Source organism: Veillonella criceti (assembly GCF_900460315.1).
GTDB classification, from domain to species: domain Bacteria; phylum Bacillota; class Negativicutes; order Veillonellales; family Veillonellaceae; genus Veillonella_A; species Veillonella_A criceti.
In genome coordinates, this window is the sequence record NZ_UHIO01000001.1 from 1,616,346 (window position 1) to 1,638,745 (window position 22,400).

General features: G+C 39.5%; 19 protein-coding genes and 1 other annotated feature. Of the genes, 11 read left to right on the forward strand and 8 right to left on the reverse strand.

Features of this window, described 5'->3' with window-relative positions; translation table 11 throughout:
- The first annotated feature begins 6 nt into the window (after positions 1-6).
- From hisC to epsC, 5 genes are all read left to right on the forward strand, one after another.
- Positions 7-1,098: a histidinol-phosphate transaminase gene (gene hisC / locus DYE54_RS07235; protein ID WP_115310607.1), complete on the forward strand. Its 1,092-nt coding sequence runs from the start codon at positions 7-9 to the stop codon at positions 1,096-1,098.
- Positions 1,099-1,229: 131 nt separating this feature from the next.
- A complete protein-coding gene (queC, locus tag DYE54_RS07240; RefSeq protein ID WP_281267712.1) occupies positions 1,230-1,943 on the forward strand; it encodes a 7-cyano-7-deazaguanine synthase QueC in 714 nt (237 codons plus the stop codon).
- Positions 1,944-1,964: 21 nt separating this feature from the next.
- Positions 1,965-2,516, forward strand: a complete 552-nt coding sequence (locus DYE54_RS07245) for an SGNH/GDSL hydrolase family protein (protein WP_115310609.1) — start codon at positions 1,965-1,967, stop codon at positions 2,514-2,516.
- 1,212 nt (positions 2,517-3,728) lie between these two features.
- Positions 3,729-4,011: a binding site (T-box leader), on the forward strand.
- Between the two features lie 70 nt (positions 4,012-4,081).
- Entirely contained in the window at positions 4,082-5,002 is a 921-nt protein-coding gene (locus tag DYE54_RS07250) for a PLP-dependent cysteine synthase family protein (RefSeq protein WP_115311109.1), read from the forward strand.
- 81 nt (positions 5,003-5,083) lie between these two features.
- On the forward strand, positions 5,084-5,719 hold the full coding sequence (gene epsC, locus DYE54_RS07255; protein ID WP_115310610.1) for a serine O-acetyltransferase EpsC: 636 nt from the start codon (positions 5,084-5,086) through the stop codon (positions 5,717-5,719).
- Positions 5,720-6,023: 304 nt separating this feature from the next.
- Here the strand turns inward: epsC and aroQ are convergent, their stop codons facing one another.
- The 8 genes from aroQ to DYE54_RS07295 all read right to left on the reverse strand — a co-directional run bounded on the left by aroQ (position 6,024) and on the right by DYE54_RS07295 (position 16,578).
- Positions 6,024-6,461, reverse strand: a complete 438-nt coding sequence (aroQ, locus tag DYE54_RS07260; protein WP_115310611.1) for a type II 3-dehydroquinate dehydratase — start codon at positions 6,459-6,461, stop codon at positions 6,024-6,026.
- Complete coding sequence (locus DYE54_RS07265) at positions 6,442-7,701, reverse strand: shikimate kinase (protein WP_115310612.1); 1,260 nt, start codon at positions 7,699-7,701, stop codon at positions 6,442-6,444. Before DYE54_RS07265 ends, aroQ begins: the two co-directional genes overlap by 20 nt.
- 21 nt (positions 7,702-7,722) lie before the next feature.
- Positions 7,723-8,817 (reverse strand): chorismate synthase, encoded by a 1,095-nt coding sequence (aroC, locus tag DYE54_RS07270; RefSeq protein ID WP_115310613.1) that lies wholly within the window; start codon positions 8,815-8,817, stop codon positions 7,723-7,725.
- Between the two features lie 249 nt (positions 8,818-9,066).
- Positions 9,067-10,575 carry a 3-phosphoshikimate 1-carboxyvinyltransferase gene (locus DYE54_RS07275; protein WP_115310614.1) on the reverse strand — a complete coding sequence of 503 codons (1,509 nt, stop codon included), beginning with the start codon at positions 10,573-10,575 and terminating at the stop codon, positions 9,067-9,069.
- 2 nt (positions 10,576-10,577) lie between these two features.
- Positions 10,578-11,642 carry a 3-dehydroquinate synthase gene (aroB, locus tag DYE54_RS07280; protein WP_115310615.1) on the reverse strand — a complete coding sequence of 355 codons (1,065 nt, stop codon included), beginning with the start codon at positions 11,640-11,642 and terminating at the stop codon, positions 10,578-10,580.
- A gap of 153 nt (positions 11,643-11,795) precedes the next feature.
- Positions 11,796-12,800 (reverse strand): 3-deoxy-7-phosphoheptulonate synthase, encoded by a 1,005-nt coding sequence (aroF, locus tag DYE54_RS07285; protein WP_115311110.1) that lies wholly within the window; start codon positions 12,798-12,800, stop codon positions 11,796-11,798.
- 366 nt (positions 12,801-13,166) lie between these two features.
- Complete coding sequence (locus DYE54_RS07290; RefSeq protein WP_115310616.1) at positions 13,167-14,195, reverse strand: ribonucleotide-diphosphate reductase subunit beta; 1,029 nt, start codon at positions 14,193-14,195, stop codon at positions 13,167-13,169.
- A 100-nt stretch (positions 14,196-14,295) separates the two neighbouring features.
- On the reverse strand, positions 14,296-16,578 hold the full coding sequence (locus tag DYE54_RS07295; RefSeq protein WP_115310617.1) for a ribonucleoside-diphosphate reductase subunit alpha: 2,283 nt from the start codon (positions 16,576-16,578) through the stop codon (positions 14,296-14,298).
- A 465-nt stretch (positions 16,579-17,043) separates the two neighbouring features.
- Between DYE54_RS07295 and DYE54_RS07300 the strand changes: the two genes are divergently transcribed.
- The 6 genes from DYE54_RS07300 to DYE54_RS07325 all read left to right on the forward strand — a co-directional run bounded on the left by DYE54_RS07300 (position 17,044) and on the right by DYE54_RS07325 (position 22,214).
- Positions 17,044-17,286 (forward strand): DUF2922 domain-containing protein, encoded by a 243-nt coding sequence (locus DYE54_RS07300; protein WP_115310618.1) that lies wholly within the window; start codon positions 17,044-17,046, stop codon positions 17,284-17,286.
- Positions 17,287-17,345: 59 nt separating this feature from the next.
- Positions 17,346-17,558: a DUF1659 domain-containing protein gene (locus DYE54_RS07305; RefSeq protein ID WP_115310619.1), complete on the forward strand. Its 213-nt coding sequence runs from the start codon at positions 17,346-17,348 to the stop codon at positions 17,556-17,558.
- Positions 17,559-17,802: 244 nt separating this feature from the next.
- The gene (locus tag DYE54_RS07310; RefSeq protein ID WP_115310620.1) at positions 17,803-18,225 is read left to right on the forward strand and encodes a MarR family winged helix-turn-helix transcriptional regulator; all 423 of its coding nucleotides are present in this window, start codon (positions 17,803-17,805) and stop codon (positions 18,223-18,225) included.
- A gap of 185 nt (positions 18,226-18,410) precedes the next feature.
- The gene (locus DYE54_RS07315) at positions 18,411-19,295 is read left to right on the forward strand and encodes a hypothetical protein (RefSeq protein ID WP_115310621.1); all 885 of its coding nucleotides are present in this window, start codon (positions 18,411-18,413) and stop codon (positions 19,293-19,295) included.
- A 125-nt stretch (positions 19,296-19,420) separates the two neighbouring features.
- On the forward strand, positions 19,421-20,713 hold the full coding sequence (gene purB / locus DYE54_RS07320; RefSeq protein ID WP_115310622.1) for an adenylosuccinate lyase: 1,293 nt from the start codon (positions 19,421-19,423) through the stop codon (positions 20,711-20,713).
- Between the two features lie 211 nt (positions 20,714-20,924).
- Positions 20,925-22,214, forward strand: a complete 1,290-nt coding sequence (locus DYE54_RS07325) for an adenylosuccinate synthase (protein ID WP_115310623.1) — start codon at positions 20,925-20,927, stop codon at positions 22,212-22,214.
- Positions 22,215-22,400 lie beyond the last annotated feature (186 nt).

Consider the following 22,400-nt stretch of genomic DNA (forward strand, 5'->3'; position numbering starts at 1 on the left):
CTCCTTATGAAAGAGAGTATTCAACAATTAAAACCATATATTCCAGAGGAACCGATTAGTCGTTTAAAAGAACGACTCGGCTTAACACATTTGGTTCGATTATCAGCTAATGAAAATCCGTATGGCACTTCGCCAAAGGTAAAAAAAGCGGTTATGGAATATGTTGAGGCTCATGATAGTAGTCAATACCCTGATGGTTATTCCACTTCTTTGCGTAAGGCGATTGCTGACTTTATAAAAGTGCCAGATGAATCGTTAGTGATTGGTGTAGGACTTGATGAGGTAATTACGTTATTAAGTCGTGCTTTTTTAACAGCAGGAGACTCTATTGTTATTAGTACACCTACTTTTTCAGAATATGCCCTAAATGGGCAACTAGAAGGAGCTAAGATTAAGGGTGTTCCTTGTAATGCTATGACAGGGGCTACGGATTTAGACGGGATGGTAGCGGCCATTGATGAAACAACAAAATTAGTATGGCTCTGCAATCCTAATAATCCGACCGGTACGTATGTAAGTGTTGAAGCTATTCGCGCGTTTATGAAACGAGTACCTAGGGATATCCTCGTACTCATTGATGAGGCGTATATTGAGTTTGTTACATCGTGTGATAGAACAAGTGCGCTTCCTTTACTGGCAGAATTTAGTAATATAGGCATTATGAGAACCTTTTCTAAAGCCTATGGGTTAGCGAATTACCGTGTAGGCTATTTAGTAATAGGCGATGATTGGGTGAACTATGTACAAACTATTCGCTTGCCTTATAATTTAAATAGCCTTTCACAAGTGGCGGCTCAGGTTGCTTTAGAAGATCAAGAATTTATTCGCTATGTAGTAACGGCTAATGCTGTGGCTCGTGATAGTTGGGAAGTTTGTCTTAATCAATGGGGGCTTCATTATTATAAAAGTGAAGCAAATTTTTTATTTGTAGAATTTAATTCACCGGAAGAAGCTAAGGCTGTTGCGGATATATGGTTGAGGGCTGGTTATCAGGTGCGTGTGGGATTAGCCCCTCATTGGCTTCGCATTACTATAGGCCAAGCGAAAGATTGTGAACGAATGCAACAAATCTTGGGCGATTATTTAAACGGGCGATAAAAGCGGAGTCATTTGTTAGTGCTACAGTAGTAGTTAATTTTTAACCATGAGACTTGCGTTATATGATATGATAATAAGAGAGTTATGGATAAGGGCAATCAATAGGATTGGCCCTTATTTTGAGTGTATATATCAATAGAAAGGATGTCTTTATGAAAGCGATTGTTTTATCTAGTGGTGGCGTTGATTCTACGACCTGTTTAGCGTTAGCTGTTGATCAGTTAGGCAGAGAGAATGTGGCGGCAGTGTCAATTTTTTATGGACAAAAACATGATAAAGAATTACAATGCGCTCGTAAGATAGCCGATTACTATGAAGTACCACATTATGAACTTGATTTGTCGCAGATTTTAAAATATTCTAATTGTTCGTTACTACAAGGGTCTACGGAAGATATTATTCATAAGAGTTATGCAGAGCAAATTGAGGAACAAGGGGAAGGGATGGTAAATACATATGTGCCGTTCCGCAATGGTTTAATGTTATCGGCTGTGGCTAGTCTAGGTATGAGTGTATTCCCTGATGATACGGTGCAGATTTATTTAGGCGCTCATGCGGATGATGCGGCTGGCAACGCGTATGCAGATTGTAGCGAAGCATTTGTTAATACTATGGCAAAAGCGATTTCTTTAGGAACCTATGACAAAGTGCAAGTAGTGGCGCCATTTGCTACTAACAATAAAGCACAATTGGTTAAAGTAGGATTAGATCTTAACGTACCATATGAATTGACTTGGAGTTGCTATGAAGGTGGCGATGTACCTTGTGGTACTTGTGGTACTTGTATTGATCGCATTAAAGCCTTTGAATTGAATGGCGCAGTCGATCCTTTGTTAGAAGGCTAAGAGTTATGAGGTAGGTGGCCTATGAACGTATTATGTATTGGTGATAGTTTAACTCGTGGTTATGATGTACCCTATGGACAAGGTTGGGTAGAGTTGTTGCAGGCTCAGTTAGGGGCATCGATTAAAATTGTGAATGCTGGTGTCGATGGGGCTACGTTGCAAGCTATTTTTAACAATGTAGACCGCGCCTTAGATGAACAAACATATGATATCGTTTGTATTATGGGGGGAACGAATGATATTTTACATGGTCGCTTAGCTGAGGATTGCTATTTTAATATGTTGCGGTCTGTGAAACGCATTCAAAAGGTGGGCGCTGAAGTAGTGATTGGGTTAGCGCCGCAAATTGATTGTGACCCGGATGGGGATGATGCTGTATTAGTAAGTTACAATCATTTGTTAAAGATGTACTGCCAGGATCATGGGCTTACATATATAGATTTTTATGCGACGATTGCTGAAGCGGATCAACGAGGTGAGATTTTATATGCTGGCGATGTACATCCGAATGAATTAGGGTATCGCTATATGTATGAAACGGCGTTAGACGTGTTAAGGCCCAAGCTGAAATAATTACGAACTTTTTGTAAAGACATTAAAAGAAGGCTTTGTTTGGCCATTTAATGGGATTTAAGTCTTTGTAAATTGAAAAAAATAAATTAAATCGAAAAAAATAAATTTTATGTATTGAACTTTTTAGATTTACATGTTATAATGGGTTCATAACAAGGGAACAGTAACTAAAAGTTATTCAGAACTGGCGTTACAGCTCTAAGTAATTCTTTATCCCGGAAGTGCTTATGAGTGAGTCCACTTGTTAAACCTCTAAATACCTATACCTAATCGTGAGTACAGATATGTACGAACAACTTGCCGTTGCCTCCTCCCTAAGGGCAACGGCACTTTTCTTTTTATTATTCAATACATAGAAGAGATTACTAATGAAATTGTATAGGAAGTCAAGAATAGTATGAGTTTTAGTAATATATGTGTATTGATAGCTGAACTCTTATGTGACGATCAATGAAGGGGGAGTTTATTTTAATAATTCATCTAAAATTAACATAATAAAAAGTGTTGAAAAATCAAGGGTTTTGACATTTTTAGGACGTTTTAGTCCCTTTTTAATTACACGAAATGATGAATTATAGACTTTGTGAGGAAATAGAGCCTATTCGGTAGTTGAAAGGTAATTGAGAATGTATGTCGTAATATTGTTAAAAATACAAGATTTTTGACGTTTATTATGCAGAATTGATACGGCTATTTATGTTGAAAATTCATTTTATATATTCCTTATACACAAAAGGTTTGCTATAATTAATATAGATTTCAAGGCTATCATTTTTAGTATTAGACCAGCACGAATAGGAGATAGGTAAGACTATTACGGAGAGTGTAATACAGCATACAAAGTATGTTATAGGATAGCATGTAGTGAGGCTTTGGCCTGTGAAGAGCCAATAGATAAGGGACTCTATTGACCGGTAATTACAGGCCCTGTAGTCTTACTTACTTTCTTTATGTATGTTAAAAGGATACATAAAGATATATTTACTAATGATTGGTTATACCGAGCAAAATTTATATATGTATAACAGGAAAGCAGTCTATGAAAATAGACTGTTCTTTCTTAAATAGACGATTTATGGTACACTATACGGGACGGTCAACGTAAAATTAATGACGATTTTTAGTTAATATGACAATAAAATCAAAAAGTTACATTTCACAGTTGACACTTTTAATTCATAGTGTTATAGTAGGCATATGATTTGAATAGGAATCATAGTGAGGAAGAGAAAAGTACATATATTGATTTGTGTGCAGCGAGCCCGGATGGTGAAAGCGGGTCATAAAAGATATATGGAAGTGCATCTCGGAGCTATAAGGGCAAAGCTAATATTAGGGGAGTCCTTTTCGGGTGTCGCCCGTTACAGCGAATCTGTATACAGTTGAATGATGAGAGGGAAACCTCTGGAGAACATTATTTAGCCTGTACAGTAGAGGTTTGGTTGTGCGCACGATCAAATGAAACAAGGTGGAACCGCGATATATCGCCCTTGGTCACAAAGTGACCAAGGGCTTTTTTTTATTAGAGAAGAGAGATACTCTAACTGAAAGGAACGATGATTAATATGAGTATAAAACCTGTAAATGACACATTACAATTAATTGGCAATACCCCTGTATATCAGATTGGGGATTCTAATGTATTTGTAAAATTAGAAAAATACAATGCTGGTGGTAGCGTTAAAGACCGTGCTGTATATGGTATGTTGCGTGATACACAGGCAAAAGGTTTGATTAAACCAGATACAATTTTAGTAGAAGCCACTTCTGGCAACACAGGAATCGCTCTTGCTATGTTAGGTGCTGTATTGGGGATTAAAGTAGTAATCTTGATGCCTGAAAGCATGAGTAAAGAACGTCGTGAATTAGTAAAAGCCTATGGCGCTCAACTTATTTTGACACCTAAAGCAACAGGTATGAAAGGGGCATTGGCAAAAGCACAAGAAATTTTAGATGCCAACCCAAGTGCCGTAACCTTAGGACAGTTTGTTAACCCAGCTAATCCTGGTATTCACTATGAAACAACGGCTACTGAAATTATTGAACAAGTACCTAATGTAGGTATTGTAGTGGCTGGTGTTGGTACAGGCGGTACTTTCACAGGGGTAGCGCGTAAATTAAAAGAACATAATGCGAATGTGAAAGCTGTTGCTGTTGAACCCGCTGGATCCCCAATGATTTCTGAAGGTAAAGGTGGCGCACATAAAATTCAAGGTATTGGCGCTGGTTTCATTCCAGAAAACTTTGATCAAGCGCTTATGGATGAAGTTGTGACGGTAACCGATGATGATGCTATCGCTCAAGTGCAGACATTTATGCGTGAAAGTGGAATTAGCATTGGTATTTCTGCTGGCGCAGCCATTAAAGCGGCTAAAGATTTAGCAGCTAAAAATCCAGGTGTACCAGTAGTAGCGATTGCTCCAGATGGAGTTGAAAAATACTTATCCATGTTAGAATTTGATGATGTAGAACATGTAAAAGCGTAAGTATAGGTCTGAAAAGAGAGAGTAAGGCATACGATTATGTATAGTTTTAGGGGCTAGGGGCTTTACTAGCTAGGAGGATATATGAAAGAAGTTTGGCAATCAATTCGCTATAATATTAAGCGTGTAATGGAGTCAGATCCGGCAGCTACATCGGTGTTGATGGTGTTGTGGACCTATCCTCATATTACGGCCTTATTTTGGCATTTCTTTGCTCATCGTCTGTATAAGCGAGGTTATAAATTACTAGCGCGACGGATTGCTTTGCATTCTCGCCATGTTACAGGCATTGAAATACATCCAGGAGCACAGATTGGTAAAGGCTTATTTATTGATCATGGTATGGGTGTTGTAATTGGTGAAACCGCTATTGTAGGGGATAATGTAACTTTGTTTCATGGTGTAACTCTTGGCGGTATGAGCTCTAAGCGAGTGAAACGACATCCTACAGTGGGCAATGATGTGCTGATTGGTGCAGGGACTAAAGTGTTAGGTGACATTATGGTCGGCAGTGGTAGTCGTATTGGGTGTAATCTTGTCATTAAACGAGATGTACCTGAGAATGTGGTTATTTATGAAACGGAACCTGAAAATATTGTAGTTCGTAAAGTACGTTCAACAATTCATTTGGTAGACGGTCATACGCGTAAGCATATGCCACGTCATAAAGTAGCCTTCACACCAAAAAATATGACGGATGACATGGCTTGGTTTATTTAAGCAAATATATTTTATGTTATTATGTGGATGTGACAATCTAAATTTAATGACAATCAAGATATGAAATCGTTTTATTTTGGGTGAAATCTCCTCAGTATTAACGGGGGTTAGTGCTGGGGAATTGATAAAAAAGAGAAGAGAACAATAGAATAGATATAGAGAACTGCAACTTTGCATGCTTGGCAAAATTGCAGTTTTTATTTTATATGCTTTGATTGAGTATAAAAAGAGACCATGATTCAAATAAGATGAATTTATCTTTATCATTTGAATCATAGTCTCTTTAATTTTGTTGTATTACATTTTATTTTTTTCTATAAGTATTTACTAGATAATCAATCGCTTGACAATAGCCAGCCACGCCTTGGCCCATAATAACTTTCTCCGCATATTCACTTACATAGGAATAATGACGGAACGTTTCACGCTCTTTAGGATTGGAGATATGAACTTCAACTGTAGGGAGATGTACTGCTTTCAAGGCATCTAAAATAGCTATCGATGTATGACTGTAAGCGGCAGGATTGATAATGATGGCATCAATGTCAAAACGAGCGGCTTGAATGCGATCTACCAGACTTCCTTCGTGGTTGCTTTGATATAAGCTGACCGAAATATCTAGAGATTCTGCATATTCTCTAAGTTGATGAACTAAATCTTCGTAGGTTTCAGAGCCATAAATATCAGGTTCGCGTAAGCCTAATAGATTAATATTTGGCCCATTAAGAATTAAAATGTGCATGATATTCCTCCTCTATATAATTGGCCCCTTCGTCGGGGGTAGTAAAATTGACACAAACCTGTGAAAACGCCGTATAGAGTGGTTGGCGAATTGTATAGAGTGTTTCTAATCGTTGTAAGCCACCTTGTGAAAGGGGACGATTGTCTGTAGCTAATGCAGTTAAGGGGCGTTGAAGCCAATAGATACGGCCATTTTGACGAAGACTGGCATAGTTTTCAGGTCGTGTAACTACACCGCCGCCAGTGGCGATAATAGCACCGGTGGTTTTACACAGTTCTTGGAGTAGCACCGTTTCTTTTTCGCGGAAGTCGGCTTCCCCATGAGTAGCAATATATTCACCTGGATGACAATATCGTTTTTCGAATTCGTCATCACAATCGATGAGAGGGCGTTTGAAACGATTTGCTAACGCTTCGCCAACTGTGGTTTTACCAACACCAGGCATGCCAATAAGGATTATATTTTCTTGTTCTTGGCGCAGTTGGGTAATAATGCGTTCAGCCTCTTCTTTGGTAAAGGTTTTCTTTTGAAATAAAGTCGCGGCAGCTACAGCTTGTCCAACGAGCATGGGAAGACCATCGCTATAAGGGATGCCTTTTTGCTCTGCTTCGATAAGGAGGGCTGTGCGATAAGGATTGTATATTACATCAACGACACCCGTGAGATTGGTGAAATCAGCTAATGAAATGAGTTGATTCGGGCAGTTTGGGTACATACCTACCGGTGTCGTGTTAATGATAACTTCGGTGTCATGCGCATGCTGGGGTGCTTCTTCATAAAATGGAGCCGTTTTACGAGATAGATGAATAATTTCACGGGCCCCTAAATCTTCTAAGGCAATATGAACTGTGTGAGAGGTGGCGCCATCGCCAAGAACAAGCACTTTTTTACCTGTAATAGTAATATTGGCTCGTTGTAACATGAAGATGAATCCATCATAGTCCGTATTATGGCCATACCAACTATTATCGGCTTGACGAACCATTGTATTTACACAGCCAATGCGTTTAGCTGCATCGGATAGGCTCTGACAAGCGCTCATTACCGTTTGTTTATACGGAATGGTTACGTTGAGACCCTTTAAATCAGGCTGTGCTAGAAATTGTGCTAATTCATGAGGCGCTCGTTCAAAGAGCGCATAGGCTGGATTACCAAGGGCCTTATGAATGGCAGGCGAATAGCTGTGCCCCAAAGTCTTACCAAGCAGACCATAGGGACTGAGTACAGGCGTTTGACTCATAGTTAGTTCCTTTCTATAGGGTTAGTTAAATTGTATATTATGATCAAGTAAAAAATCTAATAAAACTAAGGCAGTGACCGCTTCAACAACAGGAACAGCGCGTACAGCGATACAAGGGTCGTGGCGTCCTTTGATTTGTAATTCTACATTTTTTTGCTGTTCATAACTGAAACTTGGCTGTACGGCAGCAATAGAGGCGGTAGGTTTCATACCGACTTGGAGAACTAATGGCATGCCATTAGTAATACCACCTTGAATGCCGCCGCTATTATTATTTAAGGTGCGGACAGTGCCATTTTCTAATAGGAAGGGGTCATTTTGTTCTGCACCGGTACTGAGACAACCTTCAAAGCCACTACCAAAAGCAACGCCTTTTACTCCAGGGATACCAAATAGCGCCGTGGTTAAGCGATTTTCAATGCCGTCAAAATTTGGGTTGCCAAGTCCGGCAGGAAGTCCGGTGGCAAACACTTCGATAATCCCACCGGTGGAATTACCAGTTTGGCGTAATTCATCGATGTAGGTAATAGCACGGAGTCGTTCTTGTGGTGAAACCATAGCCACTGTTTCAAAGCCTGCTTTTTGTAAGTCGGCCATAGCTGGTTCCGTGAAACTGATACTTTTATCCTTAACGGCCCCAATTTGACGCAGATGAGCGGCGATTTCAATACCACGGGCTTTTAAGATTTGTAGGGCTATGCCACCAGCACAGCAAAGTGGTGCTGTTAAGCGACCTGAAAAGTGGCCGCCGCCACGCATATCTACCGCATCACCATAGCGTACTCGAGCGGTGTAATCAGCGTGAGATGGTCGTGGTACATCTCGAAGATTATTATAATCCTTTGAATGTTGATTTGTGTTTTCGATATAAAAAGAAAGTGGTGAACCACTGAGTTGTCCATTAACCAGGCCTGCTAAGAAGTGTGGTTGATCGGCTTCTTTGCGTTGTGTCGTTACTAAGCTTTGTCCTGGCGCACGACGTTTCATAAAGCGTAGTAGCGCTGTCTCATCAATGGTGAAACCACAAGGCAACCCATCTACGACAGCACCAATAGTCGTGCCATGAGAAGCGCCAAACACAGAGATTTTGAGATTTTTACCAAAACTAGAGCTCATATAGGCCTCCGAGTATGAAATGAAAATATGCAAAATGCGTAATGTATGAATAGCATAGATATAGATATGCTATATATAATCTAGTATCCGTTATGTATAGTCGATATAGTCTTGCATCCGTTATGTATGGTCGATATAGTCTGGTAGTTATATATAGTCTAATATCTATTAATAGTATATACTATGTTAGTGATTAGTGATTAGTGATTAGTGATTAGTGATTAGTGATTAGTAAGTAGTTAGTATCGCTTACAGTGTATGTTGGGCCTGGCCACCTAATTGATTCCAATGTTTAAAGAATAGGGGGTAGGATTTATTAATCGCATCACTATCTGTAATGATAACGGGTTCTTCACTGATGAGGGCCATTAAGGTAGCCGCCATGACAAGGCGGTGATCTTTATGAGAATGAACGGCACCACCGAGTAGTTGGCCTGTGCCAGTAATATAGAGATTATCCCCTTCAACACGAGCTTGACCACCTAAGGTAGCTACGAGTTCTTCTACGGCGGCTAGTCGGTCAGATTCTTTTAAACGAAGTCGTTCACCATTCATAAACCAACTTTCCCCCTCAATACTACAAGCTAAGGCGGCTAAGACTGGTAATAGATCTGGACATTGTTCAAGATCGACTGTAATGGGGGTATGCGCACGGCCTGTGCAGTGTAAAACAGATGGAATGGTAGCTATTGACTCGGTATGGCTAGAGGTTGTTGCTGACGTAAGATTTGCTTTCGTATGAGTCAGCGTAGCGCTAAGCCATTCGACGCGAGTGCCAGCGGCTTTAATAATCTCTATGATTCGTTTGTCTGCCTGCGTAGAATCACCTTGAAGATTAGTAATAGTCATAGGTTGACCAGTCATAGCGGCCGCTACGAGCCAAATAGCGCTATTTGACCAATCCCCTTCGATAGGGTACTGCTCACGACCTTCATACTGTTGTTGTGTGGGGACGGTGAAGGTGTTACCATCGTCACTTATCGTAGTAGTTACACCAAAGTCAGCCATTACTTTACGCGTAAGTTCAACATAGTCACGCGATTGTAAGGGCGTAGTGCTATGAATTGTTACCGCATTGTTTGCTAGGCTGTTTTTATAAGACGTAGGAGCGATAGTTTCATCTGAATTTGCTTGTGAAGCGGTAGAGGCTACTTTTTCTGCCGGTGCCATGTTAGGTGCCGCTAATAGTAAGCCAGAGAAGAATTGACTACTCACATTCCCTACCATTTCAAACGTGCCACCAGTGAGTTGGCCTGTCATAGTAAAGGGCGGTTTAGGATTAGAAAAAGCAACACCATGAGCCTCTAATTGACTTTTGAGTGGTTCTAAAGGGCGTTCTGGCAAGCGACCAGCCGCTGTAACTTGGGTAATAGGGCTTATGGCTGAACTTACTGGTAAAAGAAGCCGTAAGGTAGTGCCTGATTCATGGGCGTTAATGGAACGAGCTTTTTCAAGCTGTGTAGAGGGCGTTTCAGAAATAGCTGTTACATTTGATGCAATTGTGGGAGACGCCAATATGGGTTGTTGCGGAATTGGCTTTATGGTCACACCCGTTGCTGTTTTAGTAATGGTAGCACCTAAACCTTGCAAGGAAGCGATGGTAGCATCAATATCTTCTGAATAATGAGCAATAATCAGGGTTGATGGGCTATGAGCCAAGGCTGCTGCAATTAGGGCTCGATGGGCATGTGCTTTGGCTGGAATAGCGGCTATGGTTCCCGTAGGAATCGCTGCTGTTATGGTTGTGGATGTAGGCATAATTATACCTCCTTAACTACATAATGGGGTAAATCTGCATGAGGAATGGTAAGTAACTCACAGGATCCCCATTTGGTAGGTCGAATAATCGTAATGGTGTTTCCTTGGCTCTTTTTATCATGCAATGCAACGTGACAAAGGTCAGTTGCTGTAAATTCAGTATGAATGGGTAGTTTATGATTCGTTAGTAATTGTAAAAAGGCTGTTAATTCTGTGTGGTCTATAGCCCCTTGTTGGTAGGCCGCACGCATCATAAGTGCCATGCCGATACTAACAGCCATGCCATGTTTTATAGCGAAATGGCTTAATTGTTCAATACTGTGCCCAAAGGTATGACCGAAGTTAAGTAAAGCTCTTAGGCCAGACTCGTGTTCATCTTGGCTGACAATGTTGGCTTTTGCTTTGACACAAAGGGCAATGACCGCTTCGATATGAGGTAAATCATCTTGTTGTAAGGGGTTGGTTTGTAAATCTTGTAATAGTTCAGGATAACCTAACATTCCATATTTGATGATTTCACCACAGCCATTGGCAAATTCTTCAGCCGGCAAAGTTTTGATTGTAGTAGGATCACAAAGCACTAGAATTGGTTGTTTAAAAGCGCCCCATAGATTTTTACCAGCTGATAAATTCACCGCCGTTTTACCACCAACGGAAGAATCTACGGCAGCTAATAAAGAGGTAGGGATTTGTATATAGTCAATCCCTCGTAAGTAAGTCGCCGCTGCAAAGCCTGCCAGATCACCGACAACACCGCCACCTAGGGCAATTAATAAATCCTTGCGTGTTAAGGCTTTTTGCGCCATATATTCTACTAAATCGAGAAGGCGGTGCGCATTTTTTTCGGTTTCACCATGTGGAAATATATAGGTATACACGGTGTAGCCGGCCATTTCTAATTGCTCTTTGATGCGTGTTATATAGAGAGGCGCTACTTGGTCATCACTTACGATGATAGTAGGGCGAGGGCTTTTTAGTGGTTGGATATATTGAACTATATGGTGCAAAGCCTGTTCTTCGATGATAACCTTATAAGAGGTAGAGGCCTCAATGTGAATTCGTTCCATTGGCAATCCTTTCTCAGATAATCGTATATTTATCTATTCTGAGTATACAATGATTGATGTAAAAAAGCCACGAGTTGCCAGCGTTAGGCTATCGTGGCTTAGGTGAAATAATCGGTATATCTGTATTTTACGTATGTAATCTATCTAAAGCTTTTAGTTAGCTAATACGTCACGAAGAGCAAATACCTCTTTCGTTAGGGAGGCAAATTGATCAGGGCGTAATGCCTGTGGGCCATCGCAAAGTGCTTTAGCTGGATCAATGTGAACTTCAATCATGAGCCCATCAGCGCCGCCACCAGTAGAAGCAAGGGATAATGGACGCACCATACGACTCATGCCGGCCGCATGGCTAGGATCCATGATGATTGGTAAATGACTGAGTTCGTGAATCATCGGAATGGCTGTTACATCAAGAGTATTACGGGTTTTCGTTTCAAAGGTACGGATACCGCGTTCGCAAAGAACAATTTGCGTATTGCCTTCGCTCATGATGTATTCGGCAGCCATTAACCATTCTTCGTAGGTAGCACTAAGGCCACGTTTCAAAAGAACCGGTTTATTCAATTTACCTACTTCTTTGAGTAGGGTAAAGTTTTGCATGTTGCGAGCGCCGATTTGAAGCATATCTACTTCATCGAAGTATTGGAGTTGGGATGGATCCATGACTTCGGAAACGATTGGCAAGCCCGTTTCCTTCTTGGCCATGACTAAGAGTTCTAGTCCTTCTGGCCCCATACCTTGGAAAGAGTATGGGGAGGTACGAGGTTTGAAGGCGCCGCCACGAAGGATGGTAGCACCTGCTTCTTTTACGGCTTTGGCTGTGGCAATTACTTGTTCAGGTGTTTCAACGGAACAAGGCCCAGCCATGATAGCGAAGTGGCCGCCCCCAATTTTAACGCCACTTACATCAACGATAGTATCTTCAGGATGGAATTTACGATTAGCTTTTTTGAATGGCTCTTGAATACGAGTTACTTTTTCTACAATATCAAGGGATTCAATTTGGCGTTTGTCGAGTAAAGACGTATCGCCAATTAAACCAATTAGAGAGTAATTGCTCCCTTGTACAGGATGCAAGATAATGCCTTGTGCCTCTAATTTGGCAGATAACTCTTGAATTTTCTCAGCTGTTGCATGTTCCTTCAATGTGATAATCATAGTAATCTCTCCTCTTTTTTCTGTAATGAATATTTGAAACACTTTTTCTTCCATAATATTGTCCTTCTAATTGTCAAACATCATACTATTATCAAGTATATAAAAAGGGAGCTACCCGCGTGCACTACGGGTAGCTCCCTAACTATATCAAGCCATCAATGATACTTAATCAGCGTAGCCCAAATAGTCCTTTACCCGTAGACTGGATAAAGAACCCAAAATAGAAGTATTGGCTATGTAATGTGCTGATTTGCGTACTCATTATATTGGCTCCTTTCTAAAAGTGATTGCCAACATTATAAACCTATGGTTTTTATTTGGCAAGTCTTTTTTTACAAAACATTTGCAGAATGTATGTAAACGTTCTTATTCCAAGTCATCAAAATCGAAGGCCGCAGCCTTGGTATAGTTTGTAACTTTTGCTTCAAAGAAATCAGTTTTTGTGCTATTAAGGTTGGAGAAACTTTCAATCCAAGCCATTGGATTTTCTTTAATTTCAGGATATAGCGGTTTGAGACCAATGGCATCTAAGCGAAGGTTGGCTAAGTATTTAATATAACGTTCGATGAGAACATTATTAATACCAAGGATTTTATCATCGGTAATGTATTGCCCCCAAGCAATTTCATTTTCAGTTCCTTGGCGAAGCATATCGGTTAGTTCTGCTTCTAGTTCTGGTGTGAACAGTTCAGGGCGTTCTAGACGAAGTTCACGAATAATATTTTGGAATAACACCAAGTGCGTTACTTCATCGCGGTTGATGTATTTGAAGATTGTACTCGTCGCTGTCATTTTACCTTGACGTGCTAAGGTATAGAAGAAGCTGAAACCAGAATAGAAGTAAATGCCTTCTAAGATATAATTTGCCATAATCGTGCGAATTAAGTTGTGTTCTGACGGATCATCGCTGAAACGTTGGTAAATGTCGGCAATGAAACGATTACGAGCTAATAAATGTTCGTCAGTACGCCATTCGTCATAAATTCGGTCACGAGTGATAGGGTTAGTTACCGTGTCCAAAATATAAGAATAACTTTGGGCATGAATTTCTTCCTGAAAGGCTTGAATATTTAGCAAAGAGGCGACTTCTGCAGCCGTTACATAACGACTTAAGTTGGGTAAATTTTCACTTTGAATGGAATCAAGGAAATTGAGGAAAGAAATAATTTTATCGAAAGCGCGGCGTTCACTATCGGTAAGGAATGGGAACTGCTTAATATCTTCGTTGAGGGAGATTTCTTCTGGAATCCAGAAGTTATTGAGCATGGTGCGATAGAGAGTCGTGGCCCAGTCATATTTGATACGGTTCCATTCACGCAAATTTGTTGTGTTACCACCAATCATGCTTTCCGTACCACGTTCGCCGTGTTCGTTAAAAATTAATTTTTTTTCCATAATGGTATTCACCCTTTCTATATTCAGTGATAGGCCCTCATGAAGAGGGCCTTTTCTTTAGTATATCATGATTATTTCTGAAACGTCTGCTAGATTTTCATCAAGAGGAACAACTTGTGCATTCATCCATTTCAAGGGATTGGTTACGAATATAATAAATGGTTTTAACCCCTTGTTTATAGGCTTCCACATATAAGTTAAGAATCTCTTTGGCTTTCATTTGTGGCGTAATGTACAAGTTGAAAGATTGTGCTTGGTCAATGTGACGTTGACGAGCGGCACAGGCCCGAATACTCCACTGTTGGTCGATGGTATGGGCCTCTTTGTAGAGCCAGAAGGTGGAGTTATCAAGATCTGGCGCTGTTTTAGGGGTGAAGCTACCTTTCTTTTCTTCAATGAAGAATTTTTTGAAAATAGGGTCAATGCCAGCTGTTGTGTTGGCAATATTGGAAGTGCTACCCGTTGGGGCAATGGCCATGAGATAGCCGTTGCGAAGACCATATTTAGCCACATCTTTGCGAAGTTGTTGCCAACGTTCTGAGGTGTAACCACGGCGTTCGAAGTAAGCCCCGGTTTCCCATTCAGACCCTTTAAAAGCAGGGTAAGCGCCTTTTTCTTTGGCTAGTTCCATAGAAGCTTTGATAGCGTAGTAGGCAATATTTTCAAATAATTTGTCCGCTGCTTCGATGTGTTCTTCAGTTTCCCATTGAATTTGATGACGTACTAAGTAGTGGTGATAACCGCTGGTACCAAGGCCGATGGCCCGGTATTTCTCACTAGTCATTTTAGCTTCGGGTACAGGGAATTGATTAATAGAAATAACATTGTCCAACATGCGAATCTGAAGGGCTACGTTTTCTTCTAATTCTTCGTCAGTAATTTTACCAAGATTAATAGAGTTTAAGTTACACGTTACCATATCACCGGTGATTGTTTTAGTGGTAATAGAACCATCAGGATGAATCGTTTCATCAGAAAGGTTGGTGAAACCTACGTTTTGAGCGATTTCGTGGCATAAGTTAGATGCATAAATCATACCAGCATGTTTATTAGGGTTGGTACGGTTAGCGGTGTCACGGAAGAAAATGAATGGTGTGCCTGTTTCAACAGCACTGCGCATGATTTTTTTCATCATGTCGAGGGCGCTGACCTGAATAGAATGTAATTCGGGATTGTTTTCGCAGAGTAAGTAGTGTTCGGTGAACGCTTTTTTATCATCGTCATCATAGAAATCTTCTAAGTTAAAGCCCATTACTTGTTGCACTTCATGCGGGTCGAATAAGGTGAAGTTTTCACGAGCTAAGAGACGTTCCATGAAGATATCTGGAATGGCCACAGCTGGGAAAATGTCGTGTGCTTTACGGCGATCATCACCATTATTGGTGCGAAGTTCTACGAATTCATAGAAGTCTTTGTGCCAAATATCAAGGGTTACGGTAGCGCCTCCCTTACGTTTCCCTAATTGGTCAACGGCAACGGCCGTATCATTGTACAAACGAATCCAAGGAATCACGCCACCGGAAGAGTTTTTGTAACCACGAATATCACTATTTAAAGCTCGTACGCGGCCCATGTAAATACCAAGGGCACCACCGTGTTTAGATACGCGGGAGAATTTGCTGTTCACATCATAAATAGACCATAAGTTATCATCTACACCTGAGATAAAGCAGCTGCTGAGTTGATGAAATGGTGTACCTGCATTGGCTAAGGTTGGTGTAGCCGTTGTCATTTTTAAAGTACTCATTAAATCGTAGAATTTTTTGGCAAATTCTACTTTACGGTCTCCCTCGATAAGCGCTAAGTGCATAGCAATCGCCATGAAACGTTCTTGTGGCAATTCGTAGACTTCTTTATTGTAACCTTTTACGAGGTAACGATCAGCTAATAACTTAATCCCTTCGTAGTTAAATAAATAGTCGCGTTTTGGTTTAATATAGTCACCTAATTCTTCCAGTTCTTCTGGGGTATATTTGGTGAGGAAGAAATCAGCATAGCGATTCGCATCTACTAAGGTTTTAACTAAGGCTGGGAAATTGCCATAGCCAAAGGCTTTGTATTTGCGTTGAATAGCTGCTTCTTTATATAAATCGAAAAGGAAGAGACGGGCCGCTACATATTGCCAGTCTTGGTTCATGCGATTTACCATGTTGCCAAAGCCGTCGTCTGCCTTTTGGATTACTTTTTCAATGGCTGTTTGCACGAGAATTTTTTGAATTTCTTTGGTGCTCATGCCATCAACGAATTGAAGTTTGGAGTCCATTTCAAGTTCAATAGGATCGCAACTGTCGAGGCCTAAGCAGGCAAAAGCAATCATCTTTTTGGTTTTTTCTACGGAGAGCGGTTCATAATGGCCGTCTCGTTTTTTAATCATAATAGCCATGAAATACGGTTCCTTCCCTTTACAAAGTGTTACATAATCAGTTTAAAAAATTTGTTTCCTCTAAATCCATTGATTATTGTTGAGATATATTTAAAGTTTTATAAATCAATATCTTGTATATGATATTACTTATCATATACAAGATACACCTCATTATACTATTTTTGGGGTTAGAAAAGATAGAGGTAAATTGAAATGTAAATTGAAAATTTTGCATATGGACATTGCGTGGACATTTATTTTCGTTTTTTTGACTTGACACTTGGCTTGTTGTGGAATGTATAGGGGTGTAAGCGGGTTTACGAAATACTGTAAGTTGCTTATGGCGTTTGCAAGCGTTCAATGAGAATATTGAGAAACTCAGAGTACATGTACTTTTTAAATATTGTGAGTTTTATTTTAATGAGGTAAGTATATGCTTTTTAGTTATGGATAACTAAAAAAGCGTAGATTTAGGAGGCAATTATGGCAACAGGTACTGTAAATATTTTAAAACATGAATTACAACTTGTATTTTTAGATGAAGATGGTAAAGAAACGGCTGTACGTATTGGTGTACCAAAAGCTGATGTAACGTTAAGTGCAGCAAAAGCAGTGGGTGATATGGTGTTAGCTAAGCATTTGATGAGAAGCGCCAAAGGCAAACTTTTAACAGGGTTTAAAGGGGCGTATATGGTAGAAAATACGAGTGCACCTATTACTGATTAGTAGTTTTAAAGTTTGTTTATAATAGAGTCAATTAAAAAGTGTATATTAGGAGGTCAATTATGGCAGACGTAGCAGTCAAAGAAGTGGTAAAAATTCAGATTCGTTTAGATTTAGGGGATAAGAAAGTTAAAAATATTAGCATTGGTATCGTGAATCCAGAACTTACGAATGATGATTTTGAAGAAGTAGGGCAAGCGGTGGCCACACTTTGTGCGTTCCCTTATAAGGATGTAGTCCGCATTGAAACAACGACAGTAGCGCCTCAGGCGTAAGAGCGAAGAATATAATAAAATCATAGTTTAGATGTAAAGGCGTTGCATACTCGTTTGAAAGAAACGAGTATGCAACGCCTTTTTGGGTTATTAAAACTTTACAAATTAGGAGTAAATCGGTAAGATGTATCTAATTAGATATGTAAGATAGAATTAAATAATATTAATGGTATATTTTGATTATTAACAGTATTTTAGTTATCTTTTTATAATTGACTTTATGCTTTGATAAGGAGGTATTATTTTGACGCCAACAGAAATGAAAATTTTAATTGGATTACATCGGAATGTAAATACATTGGATAAAAAAACGGCTGATTTAGCGGCTGAATATGGTATCACATTTAGTCAATTTATGGTATTAGAAGCTTTATATAGTAAGGGGGATATGACTGTTGGTGAAGTGCGAGAGCGTATTTTAAGTACGGTAGGTACGATTTCATTAATAGTCAATAATTTAGTAAAACTGAATTATATTGAACGATTAGCTGATCCAAAGGATCGACGAGTGTGTATTTTACATTTGACGAAAGCTGGTTATGATATAATCAGTGAACTGGCACCTCGTAATGTGCGTGCCATTCAAGAGAGTATGTCTAAATTGGAGGCTACCGAACAAGATACATTATTAGCATTGTTAAAAAAATTAAGTGAAGATGTTAAATAATATGTGTAAGTTTGCATAATGCGAGTTAGTTTATTGAAATAAAACAGTTTTGTAAAGAATGGAGCATACATATTGAGCAAAAACTGGTAAAATAATATGTAGAGATTGTAAGTAGATAAATATAGTTTTTGTCATCAGTAAATTGGATATATATATTGAGTGAAAGTAGAAGGAGGTTATGTAGTATGTTTGTAAATTTGGTTCGTAAAAAATGGGTATTGGCTTTGGTGGGGTCAGCGTTTGTTTCAGGGAGCGCTATGGCAGCTACTATGCCCGCTAGTGGCTTGCAGGATGTGGTAAATTACTCGAAGAGTGAGTCGGTGTCTGCAGGCTCGGCGATAGCAGAACGCGGCGTGCCTAAACAGATGCTAGAAGCCTATTTGCCGGCTTCAACTGTGAAAACAGAAGTAACGAATAGTAGTAATTCCTTATATCGTCAACAGGCTTTAAAAGTAGCACTACCAATGACAGATGTGACGCAATACAAGCAAATTCCAGCGTTTGATGGCTTCCCTAAGGAAATACCAAGTTTTGCTAAAGACACCCAAGTATTTTATGTGCCCCAATTTATGAAGGCCGGTGGTGAAGCACAAGTCACTTTTAAAGGGACGGCAGAGGAATTAGCACCGTATAGAGCTGAAGCTATGAAACTTGCCATTATGCAGACAAATTTAACAGACAGCCGTTCGGTATATATTAAAATGGAACCTAATTCAGATATGCGTTATGCGCCTAGTTTACGAGAATTGTTGCCTGATTATCGGTTTAATGTGTCTAAGGAGTTAAGTAACTTAGGGCCATGGCGCGACTTTTGGAGTGACAGTATTGATGGTAAGAAACAGGCCTTGAATGGTCAGTCTAAGACACAATTTTTTGATGAAACTACTAATAAAGAGTTACAACAAAACTTGCTAGGTTATTATTCGTATACCTATACATCCCAGCCGTTGGGTAGTGAGTATGAATATTACATTTTTAAAGTAGGCACCACCTTTGAACATCCATATGTAACAGGCGCTGCCTTTGATAAGACGGGAACAGAGGTTATTTATTTCTATCGTCAATTGTAAAAAGTAAATTCGAACGTTATTTAACCATAGGTTTTTAATGTTCGGTAATTTATATTGACCCCTTATAGGTCCTATGATAGAATGAAATAAGAATATTCAGTCATTTTCATGGAGGTTTAATACACATGATTCAACGGTATACAAGAGAAAAAATGGGCCACATTTGGAGCGAACGTAATGAATTTGAACAAATGTTGGAAGTTGAAATTTTAGCGTGTGAAGCACAGGCCGAATTGGGAACGATTCCTAAAGAAGCGGCTAAAGTGATTCGTGAAAAAGCAAATTTTGATGTAGAACGAATTCACGAAATCGAAAAAGAAACAAATCATGATATTATTTCTTTCGTAACAGCAGTTGGCGAATATGTTGGGGAAGAAGCTAAATATATTCATCTTGGTTTAACTTCGACAGACGTAAAAGATACGGCTCTTGGCGCTATGATGAAACAGGCTTGTGACATCATTTTAGAAGATTTACATACTTTACGTGATGTGCTTCGTCGTCGTGCCGCTGAATTCAAATATACGCCAATGGTTGGTCGTACACATGGGATTCATGGTGAACCGACTACTTTTGGGTTGAAACTTTGCCTTTGGATGGCTGAAATTGAACGTGATATTGAACGGTTAGAACATGCTAAGAAAAATGTAGCCGTTGGTAAAATGTCTGGTGCTGTTGGTACGTATTCTGTTAATGATCCATATATTGAAAAATACGTTTGTGAAAAATTGGGGTTAGAACCAGTTAAAATTGCTACACAGGTTATTCAACGTGATCGTCATGCAGAACTTTGTAGTACCTTAGCCATTATCGCTAGTACATTAGACAAAATCGCTTTAGAAATTCGTCATTTACAACGTACTGAAGTACGTGAAGCAGAAGAATATTTCAGCCCTAAACAAAAAGGCTCTTCCGCTATGCCTCACAAACGTAATCCAATTACCTGTGAACGCATTTGTGGTTTAGCTCGTGTCGTACGAGGGAATGCTCAAGCTGCTATGGAAGATGTAGCCTTGTGGCATGAACGTGATATTTCTCATAGCTCTGTAGAGCGTGTTATTTTACCAGATAGCACAATTACCGTAGACTACATGTTGTCCTTAACAATTAAAGTGATTGATAAATTGTTAGTATATCCAGACAATATGATGAAAAACTTGGAATTAACCGGTGGTTTAATTTTCAGTCAGCAAATTTTAACAGCCTTAGTTGATAAAGGGGCGGTTCGTGACCAAGCGTATCGTTGGGTACAACGCCATGCTATGGCTCGCTGGTTAGAAGGTAAAGACTTCAAAGCTGGTTTAAAAGGTGATGAAGACATTAAGAAATATCTAACTGATGAAGAAATCGATCATTTATTTGATCCACATCGCATGCTTCGCCATGTAGATACGATTATGGCTCGTTTTGGATTATAAGCACACAATAATAAAGATTATATAGTATATAAGGTCACGTCATAATGGCGTGACCTTATTTTTGATAAATGCATGTGTTAAATCTCTATATCCATAACTCCCTAATGCACGCTTTTCAAAGGTATGCTATAATGAGGTGTATGAATGCTCTGATTTAGAGCAGGCCATACCAACAACTGACACTATGTGAGATAAATGGAGGTTTAATATTATGGCAACCAGTATGGTTATCGGCACCCAATGGGGCGACGAAGGAAAAGGTAAAATCGTAGATTATTTAGCAGAACAGGCAGACGTGGTAGTACGCAGTCAAGGTGGCAATAATGCTGGACATACCGTAGTGGTTGACGATAAAGCATTTGCCCTTCGTTTATTGCCTAGTGGGATTTTGTATGATAACAAAATCAATGTTGTCGGTACAGGGACTGTTATCGATCCTAAAGTATTACTCGGTGAAATTGAAAACTTAGAACGAGAAGGTAAAAGCGCCAAAACGTTGCAGATTTCCAATCGTGCTCATGTAATTTTGCCATACCACAATCGTTTGGATGAAGCAGAAGAAGCTTCTAAAGGTGCTCTTTCTATTGGTACGACTAAAAATGGTATTGGCCCATGCTATGCGGATAAAGTGAATCGTATTGGTATTCGCATTTGCGATTTGATGAATGAAGAAGTTTTCAAAGAAAAATTAACATATAATGTAAAACTTAAAAATAAAATTTTACGTGATGTATATGGTGCAGAACCAGTAGATTACTATGAAATTCTTAAAGATTACTTAGGCTATGCAGACCGTTTGCGCCAATATGTAACTGACACAAATTACAACGTAGTGTCCTATATTAAAGATGGCAAAAAAGTATTGTTTGAAGGGGCGCAAGCTACGATGCTTGACCTTGATCATGGTACGTATCCATTCGTAACTAGTTCTCATCCAATTTCTGGTGGTGCTTCTGTGGGTGCTGGTGTAGGCCCTAACTACTTGAAAAATATCGTAGGGGTTGTTAAAGCCTATGCCACTCGTGTAGGGGCTGGCCCATTCCCATCTGAACTATTAGATGAAACAGGGGATTTACTTCGTGAAACAGGTCGCGAATTTGGTACTGTAACAGGTCGTCCTCGCCGTTGTGGTTGGTTAGACTTAGCCGTAGTTAGCTATGCGGCTGACTTGAATAGCCTTGATTATTTAGCGATTACTCGTCTTGATATTTTAGATAAATTGCCAGAATTAAAAATCTGCGTAGGCTATACCTTAAATGGCGAACCAGTGAAAGGCTTCCCAGCTGATTTACAAGAATTAGAAAAATGTGAACCAGTGTATGAAACAATGCCTGGTTGGCAAACTGATATTAGTCATATTCGCAATTACGAAGATTTACCAGAAAATGCACGTCGTTATGTAGAACGTATTTCCGAAGTAACGGGTGTTCGTATTGGCATTGTATCGGTTGGTCCTAATCGTAAACAGACTATCGTATTGCAAGAGGTTTTTGGCGCATAAGCGTTAATGTAGAGTCGTAAAGCAGAATTGCTTTGCGACTCTTTTTGCGTTTATCTTCTGTTAATAGACAGGTTAAGGAAGATTTATGTCTAAAAGGGGCTATTTATATTAATTTTCATTAAAATATGGTAAAATAAAATTTAGTGTAATATATAATTTGTAAAATATATATTTATTTTTATGAGC

What these genes read in the sequence shown, in the direction of transcription:
- hisC (WP_115310607.1), top strand. Translation starts at nt 7, where the DNA reads ATGAAAGAGAGTATTCAACAATTAAAACCATATATTCCAGAGGAACCG.
- DYE54_RS07245 (WP_115310609.1), top strand. Translation starts at nt 1,965, where the DNA reads ATGAACGTATTATGTATTGGTGATAGTTTAACTCGTGGTTATGATGTA.
- DYE54_RS07250 (WP_115311109.1), top strand. Translation starts at nt 4,082, where the DNA reads ATGAGTATAAAACCTGTAAATGACACATTACAATTAATTGGCAATACC.
- epsC (WP_115310610.1), top strand. Translation starts at nt 5,084, where the DNA reads ATGAAAGAAGTTTGGCAATCAATTCGCTATAATATTAAGCGTGTAATG.
- aroQ (WP_115310611.1), bottom strand. Translation starts at nt 6,461, where the DNA reads ATGCACATTTTAATTCTTAATGGGCCAAATATTAATCTATTAGGCTTA.
- DYE54_RS07265 (WP_115310612.1), bottom strand. Translation starts at nt 7,701, where the DNA reads ATGAGTCAAACGCCTGTACTCAGTCCCTATGGTCTGCTTGGTAAGACT.
- aroC (WP_115310613.1), bottom strand. Translation starts at nt 8,817, where the DNA reads ATGAGCTCTAGTTTTGGTAAAAATCTCAAAATCTCTGTGTTTGGCGCT.
- DYE54_RS07275 (WP_115310614.1), bottom strand. Translation starts at nt 10,575, where the DNA reads ATGCCTACATCCACAACCATAACAGCAGCGATTCCTACGGGAACCATA.
- aroB (WP_115310615.1), bottom strand. Translation starts at nt 11,642, where the DNA reads ATGGAACGAATTCACATTGAGGCCTCTACCTCTTATAAGGTTATCATC.
- aroF (WP_115311110.1), bottom strand. Translation starts at nt 12,800, where the DNA reads ATGATTATCACATTGAAGGAACATGCAACAGCTGAGAAAATTCAAGAG.
- DYE54_RS07290 (WP_115310616.1), bottom strand. Translation starts at nt 14,195, where the DNA reads ATGGAAAAAAAATTAATTTTTAACGAACACGGCGAACGTGGTACGGAA.
- DYE54_RS07295 (WP_115310617.1), bottom strand. Translation starts at nt 16,578, where the DNA reads ATGGCTATTATGATTAAAAAACGAGACGGCCATTATGAACCGCTCTCC.
- DYE54_RS07300 (WP_115310618.1), top strand. Translation starts at nt 17,044, where the DNA reads ATGGCAACAGGTACTGTAAATATTTTAAAACATGAATTACAACTTGTA.
- DYE54_RS07305 (WP_115310619.1), top strand. Translation starts at nt 17,346, where the DNA reads ATGGCAGACGTAGCAGTCAAAGAAGTGGTAAAAATTCAGATTCGTTTA.
- DYE54_RS07315 (WP_115310621.1), top strand. Translation starts at nt 18,411, where the DNA reads ATGTTTGTAAATTTGGTTCGTAAAAAATGGGTATTGGCTTTGGTGGGG.
- purB (WP_115310622.1), top strand. Translation starts at nt 19,421, where the DNA reads ATGATTCAACGGTATACAAGAGAAAAAATGGGCCACATTTGGAGCGAA.
- DYE54_RS07325 (WP_115310623.1), top strand. Translation starts at nt 20,925, where the DNA reads ATGGCAACCAGTATGGTTATCGGCACCCAATGGGGCGACGAAGGAAAA.